Source organism: Yersinia aleksiciae (assembly GCF_001047675.1).
Classification (GTDB): Bacteria; Pseudomonadota; Gammaproteobacteria; order Enterobacterales; family Enterobacteriaceae; genus Yersinia; species Yersinia aleksiciae.
In genome coordinates, this window is the sequence record NZ_CP011975.1 from 1,065,485 (window position 1) to 1,079,485 (window position 14,001).

The window sequence follows — 14,001 nt, forward strand, 5'->3', positions numbered from 1 at the left end:
TTGCTCATCAATCTACGCCGCTAGCACTCGGTTTCGCCCCGATGCTTTTGCGCGGTAGAGTGCCTCATCCATGCGTTTGAACAAGCTATCGGTATCTTCACCTATCTGATGTTGCGCGACGCCGATACTTACCGTGAGTTGTGGCAGATTAGGTTGGCATATCATTTGGATGGTTTCCCTAATAGATTCAGCCAGTTGCAATGCCCCTTCCAGATTGGTTAAAGGCAGTAGAATCGCAAACTCCTCACCTCCCCAACGGAAAACGATATCGCTTTCACGAATGATGGATTCTAGGGTTCTTGCCAACAAAATCAGAACTTCATCCCCCTTGTTATGCCCAAGTTGATCATTAATGGACTTAAAATGGTCTACATCCAATAAAATCAAACTGAAGTCGTGACCGTAACGTTGGCTCTGGGCATGAGAATGTTCGACCAAGGGGAAAAACTGACGTCGATTGCCTAAATCTGTCAGTGGGTCGCGTAGGGCAGCATGTTCCAACGCCTGCTCCAGCCGCTTTTGTTCGGTGATGTCATGGATAATACATAGCATCAATCGCACGCCATCCAACTCAACCGGACCGGCATAGGTTTGCACATGACGGGTATTGCCATCCGCTAATTTATGAATAAAGTTTAGCGGCTTATGACCCCCCGGTAATTTGGCAACCTCATTCATTACCGGCAACACATCCTTCCCCATAGTATTAATTTCCCAGGTGTGCTTCATGCACATCTCATCCCGCGAATAACCATAGAAACGGGTTGCTGCCTGATTAGCATCAACAATTTGCCCTTCTTTCGATGGATCAATAAGTAGCATCGGGGCCGTATTAGTATTGAACAATTGCTCATAAAAACCCTGTTCATCTCGGCGATAGGGTTTTGAGCATAACTGCCCCATATTGGGTTGAGCGAGGACCTTTTCGGAGATATAGAGCCCTTCAAAAACAATAACATCACCATAAGGTTCTATCTGAGTGAGGGAGAGCCGACAACTCAGGGGGAAGATATTTCCTGCGGTCTGGATCGTCCAAATCTCAACAATCTGATCATCGCCAGCCAAAGCAGGAAGGTAGGCCTCCAACTGTTGCTGCGCATGTGCCGAAAATCGGCCATTACGCATTAGTGGTAGATGGCAGTCACCTGCAATCTTTCGGGCTTCCTTGTTAGCAAACAGCAATTCTTGATTTTTGGGTACAACAACCCAAATTGGCGTACTCAAAATATTTAATGCATCTAAGTAAGCTATCAACATAGGAATACCGAGAGAAATTTGGCATAAGAACAGAATACAGTTAATTACCACAGATTCACTACATTTTGATTTATACCCAATGTAGTGGAGCAGCGAGCGGCAAAACGTATTGAGGACCAACGTTGCTACTTTTGGGCGATGCTTAAAATCACGCTAAACGTATTTAAGTAAAAACCTAATGATCACACTCATCGAGAAGTGCGGTGCCATAGGAGTTGTCAATCGTGCAAACCCAACGTCCATCCGGCTCATGGCGAAATACATAAGTTGCACGTCGGGTAGTGGTCACAACGCCACCCAGTCCATCAGGAAAAGACAAAACTGTTTCCATAATCACCAAAGCATCTCCAGAACCTTCAATGACTTGCATCTCTCCCTGTTCAACGACTAACTGGTTTTTAAAGTGGTCAGATATAGCAATGAAGGCTTTTCGAATACTCTCCTTTCCTCTGGCAATCATCCCTGGCTTGATAACCTGTGCAGCATCCTCCGCATAATACGCCATTAGCGCGTCAAAACTCCGCTCAGAAATAGCTTTATCACATGCTTCGATAACCTGACGTATTGGGTGTGAACTCATTGAAAATAGCTCCGTATGTAGGGATAACAAAGCAGGATATTAATCCTCTGATGCACTGACTATCAAAAATCTGGAATAAACTCCTCTTTTCGCAAAGCATGAATGACACCACGCATCAGGTCTGATTTCGAAAAACCGGCGGTATAAATTCTCGATCCCACCTCAACCGGTTGCATATGATTTTTCTCAATCAAACGAGCCGCGTGAGTTGTGGGTTATTCAATGGAACTGAAGATGTAGTAGGGAAATAAGCACTAATGCCGGAAGATTTAATATACAAATAGATTAGCGTACTAACAGATAAGAAATTGGAGTGGGTGAAGCGAAATCCCCCCCGCCCCAAAGATCTCGTAATCTCATGGATTTATTAACAAAAACAGAACACATTGTAGGAGAGTTTTGTAGGAGGAACTACAACGTTTTACAAAGCCGTGTTATCAAGAACGCCGATTAGTTTAAGCGCATCATTTCTGACAGAATCTTGTATTCGTCCAGAGTCAGCGATCAACTTCAATGCTTCAATACTTAGACCATCCCTGATCACTTTTCGCGCTTTACTGAGACGCCCCCGGCAGCTTTTCTCTGTATACCCTTCGTATGAGTGCATGTGCTCAATGATGTCAGCGCTTGATAAATTTGAATCAGCAAAACGAAGGTAGTAGTTGACGAAACACTCCATCCCGATAGCCTTGAGGAGTTCGGCCAGCGTAGCGCTGCTAGCTATCTTCTCCTGCTGCTTCAAAACTTCCTCCACCACTTCGAGCGGAGGAGTTTCAATAGATACTTCATTTACTGAAGCTGAATTACTGACAATTAAATCTTCTTTGATGGAAATAACTCGGGGATCAGAAAGAATTGCTCCTTTTAGGTAAACGATATGTGCGTTAACGTGATCACTATGCCGAGCATAATCTCGTATTACTTCATGCGGGATTTTGTAAGCATCAAGAACGTTGTAATTTTCATCGAAAATAACGGCTATCAGATAATCAAAATCGGCTGCCTCATAATTACGCAATGCACTCAGTTGCCGGGAAGGATTATCCGGCGTAACTCTCCTCGCTTTGATCTGCACTTTCATGCCGTCAGTATCGATGGCATCAGCACCCGCCGACGAATTACTGAGAAGAGTCATACCTAGTGCCTTAGAAACCAGCCATTCGGCATAATCGCCTACAGGATTATTTTTGGTGCGGATAACACCTCTAGAACGCAATTCTATTAAAATTTCCGAATGAAGTGATAGTAACTCAAGATCACACAGTGATGTGAGTAGACTCTTTGATATTAAATGGATATTTTTCAAAACATCTCTCCTTGTGTGAAGTGAAACGGCCACCGTAACGCCTACGTAACGCAGCTGTATTTTGATGTTTTAGGAATGCTTATAGCTATTAACTGCATATGACCATTTACCGCAGCCTAAGCACCATAATGCGCAACGTTGTTTAGCACGAACCCGTGCGTATCAGGATCACGTTCAAGCGTGCTGGAATCATCAATCAGAAAACCACGCTGACTCGACACAAAGGCATAAAGCGACACATTGTCTGCCAAAAGATGTTGAACAACCGTTTCAAGCCCAACCCCAAATGACTCGCAAAACAGCGTCAGGCTGATTTTGCCTGCGCCAGCCAACAATGGGGCATTGCCCCTGATCTTCTCTTTATCCACTTGCCTGAACTCTTCCAGAGACGCATACCATTTATCCAGCAAACGCGCGGCGATCGCTCTGGCATTTGCAAGTTGTCTTGTGCGGGTAGATGCATGAATTTCGCGCTGCCCTATCAGGGCACGATAACGAACCGGAACGGTTATCCGTAGAACATAGATCCCGCTTGGACGTCGATAAAGATTATCACGCTGAGCCATCGGCTGTATCACTCCGTTGTAGGAGGATCACGAGCACCATTACGTATGATTTAGAAAAAACTAGTGAAATGAATACGTTAAGGAAGTTTTGGAGCGGGTGAAGGGAATCGAACCCTCGTATAGAGCTTGGGAAGCTCTCGTTCTACCATTGAACTACACCCGCTTCGGTGTGCGGTTTGCATTATAACCGGTTCTTTGACGTGGGCAAGCGAAGATATAGTCTAAGCGCCGGTATTTTAAGCGATTAGATTAAATAAGCCATAACCTCTACTATTTTCTGGCAATGCTTTGTTCAGTAAAAAGGGCGCCGTAGCGCCCTAATCGATTTGCCGTTAACCGGAGTGACTTATTTTACCGGGCGCATCGCCGGGAACAAGATAACATCACGGATGGTATGGCTGTTGGTAAACAGCATCACCATACGGTCAATACCAATGCCTAAGCCAGCCGTTGGTGGCAAGCCATGTTCTAGTGCGGTGACATAATCTTCATCGTAGAACATCGCTTCGTCATCGCCTGCTTCTTTAGCACTAACTTGATCAGCAAAACGCTGAGCTTGGTCTTCAGCATCATTCAGCTCAGAGAAGCCATTACCAATTTCACGGCCACCAATGAAGAACTCGAAGCGGTCAGTGATAAATGGATTATCATCGTTACGACGTGCCAGCGGAGAAACTTCTGCTGGGTATTCAGTGATGAAGGTTGGCTGAATCAGATGGCTCTCTGCGGTCTCTTCGAAGATTTCGCATTGAACACGGCCCAAGCCCCAGCTCTTCTCAACTTTGATGCCTAGTGACTCGGCAATGGCCAAAGCTTTGTCCATATCATCCAAATCCGCCACATTGGTTTCAGGACGGTATTTGCAAATGGCTTCTTTCATGGTCAATTTGGCAAAAGGTTTACCGAAATCAAACGTCTGCTCACCATACTGCACCACACTACTACCCAGAATATTTTCAGTCAGGGTGCGGAACAACTCTTCGGTCAATACGATCAGATCTTTGTAATCTGCATACGCCATATAGAGTTCCATCATGGTGAACTCTGGGTTATGGCGCGGTGAAACACCCTCATTACGGAAGTTACGGTTGATTTCAAACACACGTTCAAAACCACCCACAACCAAGCGTTTTAAGTACAATTCTGGCGCGATACGCAAGTACATATCGATATCCAGCGCATTATGGTGTGTCACAAACGGACGCGCCGCCGCGCCGCCGGGGATCACTTGCATCATTGGGGTTTCGACTTCCATGAAGCCTTTTTCCACCATGAAGCTACGAATGCCAGACATGACTTGCGAACGAACTTTGAACGTGTTGCGCGATTCGTCGTTAGCGATCAGATCCAAATAACGCTGACGGTAACGAGTTTCCTGATCAGCCAGACCGTGGAATTTATCTGGCAGCGGACGCAGTGCTTTGGTCAGCAAACGCAGCTCGCTACAGTGGATAGACAGCTCACCAGTTTTGGTTTTAAACAGCTTACCCCGTGCGCCGAGGATATCGCCCAGATCCCACTTTTTGAACTCTTCGTTATAAACGCCTTCCGGCAGATCATCACGGGAAACGTACAACTGGATACGGCCACCGACATCTTGCAGTGTCACGAATGATGCTTTGCCCATGATCCGGCGAGTCATCATACGACCGGCAACGGTGACTTCGATATTCAGTGCTTCTAATTCTTCGTTCTCTTTGCTGCCATACTCAGCATGCAACTGGTCAGAGAGGTGCTCGCGGCGGAAATCATTTGGGAAAGCAATCCCCTTCTCTCTTAGCACTGCCAGTTTTTCTCGACGAGCTTGTAACTCACTATTGAGTTCTTGCGCTTGCTCAGCGACTTGTGTTTTTTGCTCTGACATCTCAGTTCCTTATAGCCCGGCTTTCAAACTTGCTTCGATGAATTTGTCCAGATCACCATCCAGTACCGCTTGCGTGTTGCGTGTTTCCACACCGGTACGCAAATCTTTGATACGGGAGTCATCCAGTACATAAGAACGGATCTGGCTGCCCCAACCGATATCGGACTTGTTATCTTCCAGAACCTGTTTGTCAGCATTTTTCTTTTGCATTTCAAACTCATACAGCTTCGCTTTCAGCTGTTTCATCGCTTGATCTTTGTTTTTATGCTGAGAGCGGTCATTCTGGCACTGAGTCACAATATTGGTTGGAATATGGGTAATACGTACCGCAGATTCCGTTTTGTTAACGTGCTGACCACCCGCACCGGATGCGCGGTAAACGTCAATACGTAAGTCAGCCGGGTTGATTTCGATATCAATATCGTCGTCAACTTCAGGATAGACAAAGGCAGAACTGAAAGAGGTATGACGGCGGCCACCGGAGTCAAATGGGCTTTTACGTACCAGACGATGCACGCCAGTTTCAGTACGTAACCAGCCAAATGCATACTCACCGATGATTTTGATGGTGGCAGACTTCAGGCCCGCAACATCGCCATCCGACTCTTCAATGATTTCAGTTTTGAAACCTTTTGACTCAGCCCAGCGCAGATACATACGCAGTAACATGCTGGCCCAGTCCTGAGCTTCTGTGCCACCGGAGCCTGCTTGCAGGTCTAGGTAGCAGTTGGCGCTATCATATTCACCAGAGAACATACGGCGGAATTCAAGCTGGCCTAGTTTGCCATCGAGGATATCTAACTCAGCAACCGCTTCGTTAAACGTCTCTTCGTCGTCAGCTTCAATCGCCAATTCTAGCAAACCCGTGACGTCTTCCATGCCTTGATCCAATTGATCAATGGTGGTGACAATCTCTTCCAGCGCCGAACGCTCTTTACCCAGCGCTTGGGCGCGCTCAGGTTCATTCCAGACGTCGGGCTGTTCCAGCTCGGCGTTTACTTCTTCCAGTCGCTCTTTCTTGGCATCATAGTCAAAGATACCCCCTGAGAACGGCTGTCCGATCAGACAGGTCCTGAATTCGGTTTTTTACCGGGTTTATTTCAAACATGATTTAATGTCTTTTACGTTGAGTCGTCGATGACGGAGTGTCATTAGAACCGGTAATTCTAACGGATCTCAACGACGGTTTATAGCAAGTTGACTATATTTCCTGCTTACTGAGAATTACCGCAGCGTTAACTCCCCGCATTGCCCCGAATCCCTGGCAGATGTCAGTCATTCGGGGAGCCTTTAGTGGCGAACTAATAAGGCCACAAGTGCTGAATCAACAACTGAACACTGCGGTTACCGCGATACTCATTAATATCGAGTTTATAAGCGAGTTTAACTTCACGTACGCTGCTATCCGGCCATAGGGTAGTATCGATATTAAAGGCAATGCCATCCAGCAACGGCCCACCACTCAATGGCTCAATCATCAGCTTCAGGTGGCGCTCCCCCACTAGACGTTGTTGCAGAATACGGAATTTACCGTCAAATGTGGGTTCTGGGAAAGATTGCCCCCACGGGCCACCGTCACGCAGTAACTCAGCTGTTTCGATGGATAAGTCATTGCCTTTCAGCTCGCCATCCGACCAGATAACGCCTTCTAATTGAGAGGCGTCCATCCATTCACCGACTAGATCTGCAAAGCACTGGCGGAACTCATCGAACTTATCCTGCTCTAGCGACAACCCGGCCGCCATGGCATGCCCACCAAACTTCAGAATCAATCCTGGGTTTAGTGTGTCAAGGCGCTCAAGAGCATCACGCATATGTAAACCGGCAACACTGCGGCCTGATCCTTTCAATAAACCATCACCCGCAGGGGCGAAAGCGATAACTGGCCGATGAAAACGCTCTTTAATCCGTGAGGCCAGAATCCCCACCACACCCTGATGCCACTCCGGATGATACATCGCGATACCGTAAGGCAATTCAGTGCTGGTGCGCTCCAATTGGTCACACAGTTGCAGAGCTTCAACCTGCATACCTTGTTCTATCTCGCGGCGCGTCTGATTTAGCGTATCGAGATCGATTGCCAGTGTACGAGCCTGAGCGATATCGTCACTGAGGAGCAGTGCCACCCCAATAGACATATCATCCAGACGCCCGGCGGCATTGAGCCGTGGGCCGAGGGAGAAGCCCAAATCGTTCGCCGCCAGTTGACGAGCATCACGGTTTGCCACCTCCAGTAACGCGCGAATCCCCGGACGGCATTTTCCCGCACGGATGCGGCTTAGGCCTTGGTGTACCAAAATTCGGTTGTTGGCATCCAGCGGCACCACATCGGCGACTGTGCCGAGTGCCACTAAATCCAGCAATTCAGCCAGATTGGGGATAGCCAGTGCACGTTGCTCAAACCAACCGCAGTCTCTAAGGCGAGCACGTAGCGCTAGCATCAGATAAAAGGTGACCCCAACCCCTGCCAGCGATTTGGACAGAAAATCACATCCGGCTAGATTCGGGTTAATGATGGCTTCTGCCGCAGGCAAGGTTTCACCGGGCAAATGATGATCGGTAATCAGCACCTGAATGCCCTTGGCATGGGCCAAGTCCACCCCAGCGTGGGAGGAGATGCCGTTATCTACCGTAACGATCAGTTCCGCGCCACGGGCGGCAACTTGCTCCACCACTTCAGGGCTAAGCCCATAGCCATCTTCAAAGCGATTTGGCACCAGATAATCAATATGACTGCCGCCCATGCTACGTAATGCAAGCACTGCCAACGCAGTACTGGTTGCGCCATCGGCATCAAAATCACCGACGATCACAATGCGCCGCCGCTCTGCTAGCGCTTGTTGCAGCAGGGTGACACCCGTGTCAATGCCGTCAAGTTGCTGCCATGCCAACAGGCCTTTGACGCCGCGCTCTAGCTCTTCGGCACTTTTTACGCCGCGACTGGCGTAGAGACGGCGCAGCAACGGGTGTAATTGTGCAGGTAAATGGCTGTCATCTGCCGCTTCACGACGACGAAGTTGAGTTTTCAATGTCACGGGTGATTAACCCGCTGCTTTGACGGAAGCCTGATGCTTGTTCAGCATCTGTAACATCTCTTTTGGCTCCATATAACCCGGAACGACAGTGCCATTTTGCAGCACAATGGCTGGCGTTCCCTGAATACCAAACTGCACACCTAGCTGGTAATGCTTGCTGATATCGGTTTTACAGGTTGCCGGTGAGATCTCAGTGCCTTTCATCGCATCATCGAATGCTTTGTTGCGATCGGCCATGCACCAGATGGAGCGCATATCTTTTTCCGCCTGAGAGCTTAAGCCCTGACGCGGGAAGGCCAGATAACGCACGGTAATTCCCAGTGCGTTATAGTCTTTCATCTGCTCGTGCAATTTATGGCAGTAACCGCAGGTGATATCGGTAAACACGGTAACAACGTGCTTTTCCTGTGGCGCTTTGTACACGATCATTTCGCCGCTCAATGCTTCAAGTCGTTTCACCAGCGACTGATTGGTCACATTCACTGGCTGGGTACCACTGACGTCATATAGCGGTCCTTGCAACAGATGTTTGCCGTCCGCCGAAATATAGAGCACACCACTTTCAGTCATTACCGTACTCAAACCGGGGATCGGCGACGGCTGGATATCTGCTTGCTGAATATCGAGTTTTTTTAGTGTCTGTTGGATAGCCGTATCATCAGCATGAGCCAAACCAGTGAGTGCCGCGATTAGCATCGGCAGCAGCAATAAACTTTTTTTCATATAAAAATCCTATCCTTTTCCACGCAACAATTATGCGCGCGGATGATGCTGTTGATGTAGCTGCTTCAAACGTTCAGTCGCTACATGGGTATAAATCTGGGTCGTCGACAGATCACTGTGGCCCAGTAACATTTGTACCACACGTAGATCCGCACCATGGTTCAACAGATGCGTGGCAAAAGCATGCCGTAATACGTGGGGCGAAAGCCGTTCACTATCAATACCTGCAAGGATCGCATAGTGTTTGATTCGATGCCAGAAAGTCTGGCGGGTCATTTGCTGGCTGCGGTTGCTGGGGAAGAGCACATCCAGCGACTGACCATTGATAAGCCACGGACGCCCGTGCTCCATGTAGTTCTCAATCCAGTACACAGCCTCTTCGCCCAAGGGCACTAACCGCTCTTTATTGCCTTTACCGATTACTCGCACCACGCCCTGGCGCAAACTGACGTCACTGATGGTCAGCCCAACCAGTTCAGATACCCGCAAGCCCGTGGCATAGAGCACTTCCAGCATCGCTTTATCACGCAACTCCAACGGAATATCAACATTGGGTGAGTTGAGCAATGCATCAACCTGCGCCTCACTGAGATCTTTCGGTAAACGCTGCGGCAGCTTAGGTGATGAAAGTATGGCTGTCGGGTCATCGTCACGTAATTTTTCGCGATATAAATATTGGAATAACCGCCGCATCGCACTGAGCAAGCGGGCGGAACTGGTGGCTTTATATCCACCCTCAATGCGCTCAGCAAGGAAAGATTGCAGGTCCTGCGAACCGGCGCGCAATAAATCACTGCCGTGATGTTCTAACCATCCGGTTAATGCATGTAAGTCCAAACGGTATGACGCCAGTGTATTCTCCGCCAGATTCCGCTCCAGCCATAAAGCATCAAGAAACTGTTCAATCAGCGGGTTATTTTGCTGTTGCATTGCTGTTGCTCTCTTTGATTGAACTCAGCCGCCATTATGCCTGATGACAGGACAAATCTGGTACACTCGATGCTATTCCTTATTAGTAATGCTATGGCTATACATCATGAAGATTGGTCTCTTTTACGGCTCCAGCACCTGTTATACCGAGATGGTGGCAGAAAAAATCCGCGATATTCTCGGCGAAGATTTGGTTGATTTGCATAATCTGAAGGATGTCAGCCCCCGCCTGATGGAGGAGTACTCCATCCTGATTTTGGGTATTCCTACCTGGGATTTCGGTGAGTTACAGGAAGACTGGGAAGCCATCTGGCCACAGTTAACAGCACTTAATCTCAAGGGAAAGATTGTCGCCATGTATGGTATGGGCGATCAATTCGGTTATAGCGAATGGTTCCTTGATGCCCTTGGCATGCTGCACGACCATATTGCACCGCTGGGCGTGAAATTTATCGGTTTTTGGCCAACGGCAGGGTTTGAATTTACCAGCCCCAAACCGCTCAGCGCCGATGGTGAACACTTTGTCGGCCTGGCGTTGGATGAGGTCAATCAGTACGATTTGAGTGAAGCGCGGATCGAGCTGTGGTGTGAGCAGATTCTGTTAGAGATGGACGCGCTGCTTTAATTAATCCAACACTGAAAATCAAAAAACGGGCACATAGGTGCTCGTTTTAGCTTGCTGGCAAACCTCATTTATAGCTCGGTGATTGGCGGGGCGACGTACCGATGGGCGCTCCGACGGCTTACCCGTTACGACCCATTCGGCACATTTCCCCGCGAATCAACTTTGTCAACGGTCTGGTTTAAGTCCCAATCTTACTTCCACAACCGGAATTTATCTTGAGCTGCGCCTTCATCCGTCGCTGATTCGGCATTTTTCGCCCCGGTAAAATGCGGTGGTAAAGCCACTTGATACCAGTCCAGACGCCGTGTCAGTACCATTACTGCCGCTAGCACCATAAACAGCAATCCGGCCCCGAGTAGCAGTGCATTGTCTTCGGATTGCAGCAAGCCAAACAACACCCCGTACAACAGTAATAGGCCACCAGCAAACAACAGACCACGTAACCAGCCGCGCAAAACAGCACTCAGATAGATAGCAATCAGTGCACTGCAACTCAGACTGGCAATAATATAAGCCCACGTGAAACCAAGGTGCTCAGAGAACGCCAGCAGCATCAGATAGAACAGCACCAGTGCCGCGCCCACCAACAGATATTGAATCGGGTGTACGCGCAATGAGGTCAGGCTTTCAAACAGGAAGAAGCTAAAAAATGTCAGGCCGATAAACAGAATGGCATATTTGATCGCACGCTCAGTCAGTTGATAGTGGTCAACTGGCTCAATCAGACTGGTGGTGAAAGCCGGTAACTCGTTGAAATCAAAAAGCGCCCCGTCGCTGGCAAAGTTGATATTCATGCTATTGGCCAGCCAGTTACTGCTCCAGTGCGCCCGGAAACCATTTTCATCCACTTTGCGCTGCATCGGTAGGAATTCGCCGACAAAATTAGGGTGTGGCCAGTTGCTCTGTAAGGTCAGCTCACTGCTACGCCCAACCGGTACCACTGACAGACTATTGGTGCCCATCAGGGTCAGTTTAAAGTCGATATCAAATTTGCCCTGCTGAATCTGTGCCCGTGTCAGTGGTGCATGCACCCCTTGCGCAGCACGTCCCAGAAAAGCCCCTGGCTCGAAGTTGATTTTTTCACTGCCTAACGTCAACGGCGAGATCTGCTGGATACCCCGTGAATCACTCAGTGCCAAGACCAATGACGGTGCGCCGATGATGACGCCCTCACGATCCAAGTCATCCAGCGAGGAGGGTTCAAATTGACTGTGGAAATAGAGTTCACCCTGGTATACCTGCGCTTTATAAATACCCAGTTGGCGCACTTCAACATTAGGTGCGCCCTTGACGGTCATGACCTCGGGAAGTAAGTAGCGATGGCGGCTAACCCGCTGGCCCTGTTTCTTGCCGTCCACTTCCGTTTCCACCCATTCGCTGTATGGCACCACAATCAGCGGGCCAAGGATCTTCTGCGATCGGCTGGTGCTGTCACTCACTTTATCAATCACACTCTGTCGATAGCCGCTGCGCTCATAGATAACGTTCAGCAACATCTCTTTCGGGATCATCATCAGCAAAATTAAGCCCAGCAGTGTGGCTATTTTCCAAAACAGTACAGATTTGAACATGGCTTGCGCTCCTTTTAAGGTCAGGAGAGCAGCTTAAGAGAGTAAAGTGAAAGGAGAATGAGGCTATGTGAAGCGAAAGTGAAGTCAGCGAATCAAGCGCTATAGAGCGGTAACGTCAAGCGGGCGCATACCCCTTGCGGTTGGCGGTTTTCCAGGGAAATAGTCCCTTGATGAATCGCCGCGACTTCGCGCACAAAATTCAGCCCCAGCCCGGTACTTTTCGGGCTATTGGCTCTGGGCAGCGAATAAAAACGGTCGAAAATCTTCTCTTGAGCATAATCGGGAATGCCGCTGCCACTGTCCTCAACGGTGATCAGATAGTCGGTGGTTTGCCGCTGCCCCCGTAATGTCACCTCGCCCCCTACTGGCGTGAAATCCAGTGCGTTATCAATCAGATTGGTCAACGCCTGACTCAGCAACAGAGCATCACCGGTTAATATCGCGCTATCGGCACCGATTAGCCGCAAATGAATGCCGCGACTGACCGCCTGTGCTTCTTTGCCACTGAAGGTCTGCTTCACTATGTGGCTTATCTCCAATGGGGAGAGTTGCAGGTCTACCCGGCTCTCCAGCCGTGCCTGAATCAGCATTTTATCCACCAGTTGCTGGATACGTGCACTTTGCTGTTCGATATTAAGCAGGAAGCGCTGAGCCGTGGCTGGTGGCGGGGATTCGCGCAATAGCTCAGCGGCACCCGTGATGGCCGCCAGCGGGCTTTTCAGTTCATGGGTCAGCGTATGAACATATTGTTCGATATAGGCTTTACCATCCAATTTTAGCCGCATACTTTCCAATGCCCGCGCCAAATCATTCAGTTCGCTGCTCCCCATGGCGGGCAGCGCCACCGATTGCCCCTCAGCAACCCGTTCGGCGTAATTAACTAACTTGCCAATGGCCCGATTGATCCACCAAGCAAATCCCAAGCCAATCAGCAGCGCAATGCCCAGCAGAATCCCACCGGCTAACAAGATCTTACGTTCACTGCGTTTGATAACTGGGGCCATGGAGATATTGGGTTTACCCACACTGAGCACCCCAATAATTTTATTTTCAACGATGACCGGGGCTGCCACATACATCACCGAGCTTTGCTCATCATGGGGGTCGGTGCGGCTACTGCGTGCGCCATACTCACCGCGTAACGTCAGCCAGACGTCATTCCAGCGTGAATAATCCTGACCCACTGATTTACCTGACGAATCAAAAATCACCCGCCCGTCGGCATCGGTCAAATAGACCCGATATTCGTTGCGATCCTTGCGGATGCCCTCGATATTAGCCCCGATGGGCCGCAGATTCAGCGACGCAAAAGCTTGCGCCAGTTGGCCCTCGGCAACCTTATTTTGCAGCATGTCCTGCCGGGCGAACTGTGCCAGTAAGGTCGCGGTATCCACTAACGTGCCTTCGGTGGCGCGCCGTACTCCGGGCTTTACTTCCTGCACAAAAATACGAATCACAAAGTAACCGGCAATGGCGACGATCAAAAAATAACCCAGCAACAGACGGATGCCGATTTTCATAGGAAACCTATGTTCATAGCAAAA

At 49.1% G+C, this 14,001-nt stretch carries 12 protein-coding genes and 1 tRNA gene; 1 reads left to right on the forward strand and 12 read right to left on the reverse strand.

Translation table 11 applies throughout. The annotated features are described in order from the left end of the window. Positions 1-12 precede the first annotated feature (12 nt). The 10 genes from ACZ76_RS05025 to xerD form a co-directional block, all read right to left on the reverse strand. The gene (locus tag ACZ76_RS05025) at positions 13-1,257 is read right to left on the reverse strand and encodes a sensor domain-containing diguanylate cyclase (protein ID WP_048617365.1); all 1,245 of its coding nucleotides are present in this window, start codon (positions 1,255-1,257) and stop codon (positions 13-15) included. 175 nt (positions 1,258-1,432) lie between these two features. After that, positions 1,433-1,837, reverse strand: a complete 405-nt coding sequence (locus ACZ76_RS05030; protein ID WP_048617367.1) for a YybH family protein — start codon at positions 1,835-1,837, stop codon at positions 1,433-1,435. 421 nt (positions 1,838-2,258) lie between these two features. Next, positions 2,259-3,143 carry a DUF6998 domain-containing protein gene (locus tag ACZ76_RS05035; RefSeq protein ID WP_048617370.1) on the reverse strand — a complete coding sequence of 295 codons (885 nt, stop codon included), beginning with the start codon at positions 3,141-3,143 and terminating at the stop codon, positions 2,259-2,261. A 116-nt stretch (positions 3,144-3,259) separates the two neighbouring features. Then, on the reverse strand, positions 3,260-3,709 hold the full coding sequence (locus tag ACZ76_RS05040) for a DUF6538 domain-containing protein (protein WP_048617372.1): 450 nt from the start codon (positions 3,707-3,709) through the stop codon (positions 3,260-3,262). 89 nt (positions 3,710-3,798) lie between these two features. Next, positions 3,799-3,872 (reverse strand) — tRNA-Gly (locus tag ACZ76_RS05045). Positions 3,873-4,055: 183 nt separating this feature from the next. Next, positions 4,056-5,573, reverse strand: a complete 1,518-nt coding sequence (gene lysS / locus ACZ76_RS05050; RefSeq protein ID WP_048617373.1) for a lysine--tRNA ligase — start codon at positions 5,571-5,573, stop codon at positions 4,056-4,058. A 9-nt stretch (positions 5,574-5,582) separates the two neighbouring features. Beyond that, positions 5,583-6,681 (reverse strand): peptide chain release factor 2 gene (prfB, locus tag ACZ76_RS05055; RefSeq protein WP_099460520.1). Its coding sequence is split into 2 segments (ribosomal slippage): positions 5,583-6,605 and positions 6,607-6,681, totalling 1,098 coding nucleotides; the frame shifts between segments, so codons are not numbered across the junction. Between the two features lie 193 nt (positions 6,682-6,874). After that, complete coding sequence (recJ, locus tag ACZ76_RS05060; RefSeq protein WP_048617375.1) at positions 6,875-8,608, reverse strand: single-stranded-DNA-specific exonuclease RecJ; 1,734 nt, start codon at positions 8,606-8,608, stop codon at positions 6,875-6,877. 6 nt (positions 8,609-8,614) lie between these two features. Continuing rightward, on the reverse strand, positions 8,615-9,331 hold the full coding sequence (dsbC, locus tag ACZ76_RS05065) for a bifunctional protein-disulfide isomerase/oxidoreductase DsbC (RefSeq protein WP_048617377.1): 717 nt from the start codon (positions 9,329-9,331) through the stop codon (positions 8,615-8,617). Between the two features lie 30 nt (positions 9,332-9,361). Next, on the reverse strand, positions 9,362-10,261 hold the full coding sequence (gene xerD / locus ACZ76_RS05070) for a site-specific tyrosine recombinase XerD (RefSeq protein WP_048617379.1): 900 nt from the start codon (positions 10,259-10,261) through the stop codon (positions 9,362-9,364). A gap of 106 nt (positions 10,262-10,367) precedes the next feature. Between xerD and fldB the strand changes: the two genes are divergently transcribed. After that, positions 10,368-10,886 carry a flavodoxin FldB gene (fldB, locus tag ACZ76_RS05075; RefSeq protein WP_048617381.1) on the forward strand — a complete coding sequence of 173 codons (519 nt, stop codon included), beginning with the start codon at positions 10,368-10,370 and terminating at the stop codon, positions 10,884-10,886. Between the two features lie 191 nt (positions 10,887-11,077). On the opposite strand, the gene creD is transcribed toward fldB, so the two are convergent. Both creD and creC read right to left on the reverse strand, forming a co-directional pair. After that, positions 11,078-12,457, reverse strand: a complete 1,380-nt coding sequence (gene creD, locus ACZ76_RS05080; protein WP_048617384.1) for a cell envelope integrity protein CreD — start codon at positions 12,455-12,457, stop codon at positions 11,078-11,080. Between the two features lie 92 nt (positions 12,458-12,549). Then, the gene (creC, locus tag ACZ76_RS05085; RefSeq protein ID WP_048617386.1) at positions 12,550-13,977 is read right to left on the reverse strand and encodes a two-component system sensor histidine kinase CreC; all 1,428 of its coding nucleotides are present in this window, start codon (positions 13,975-13,977) and stop codon (positions 12,550-12,552) included. Positions 13,978-14,001 lie beyond the last annotated feature (24 nt).

Excerpts from the sequence above, each read along its gene's own strand:
- ACZ76_RS05025 (WP_048617365.1), bottom strand. The coding sequence starts at position 1,257 with ATGTTGATAGCTTACTTAGATGCATTAAATATTTTGAGTACGCCAATT.
- ACZ76_RS05030 (WP_048617367.1), bottom strand. The coding sequence starts at position 1,837 with ATGAGTTCACACCCAATACGTCAGGTTATCGAAGCATGTGATAAAGCT.
- ACZ76_RS05040 (WP_048617372.1), bottom strand. The coding sequence starts at position 3,709 with ATGGCTCAGCGTGATAATCTTTATCGACGTCCAAGCGGGATCTATGTT.
- lysS (WP_048617373.1), bottom strand. The coding sequence starts at position 5,573 with ATGTCAGAGCAAAAAACACAAGTCGCTGAGCAAGCGCAAGAACTCAAT.
- dsbC (WP_048617377.1), bottom strand. The coding sequence starts at position 9,331 with ATGAAAAAAAGTTTATTGCTGCTGCCGATGCTAATCGCGGCACTCACT.
- xerD (WP_048617379.1), bottom strand. The coding sequence starts at position 10,261 with ATGCAACAGCAAAATAACCCGCTGATTGAACAGTTTCTTGATGCTTTA.
- fldB (WP_048617381.1), top strand. The coding sequence starts at position 10,368 with ATGAAGATTGGTCTCTTTTACGGCTCCAGCACCTGTTATACCGAGATG.
- creD (WP_048617384.1), bottom strand. The coding sequence starts at position 12,457 with ATGTTCAAATCTGTACTGTTTTGGAAAATAGCCACACTGCTGGGCTTA.
- creC (WP_048617386.1), bottom strand. The coding sequence starts at position 13,977 with ATGAAAATCGGCATCCGTCTGTTGCTGGGTTATTTTTTGATCGTCGCC.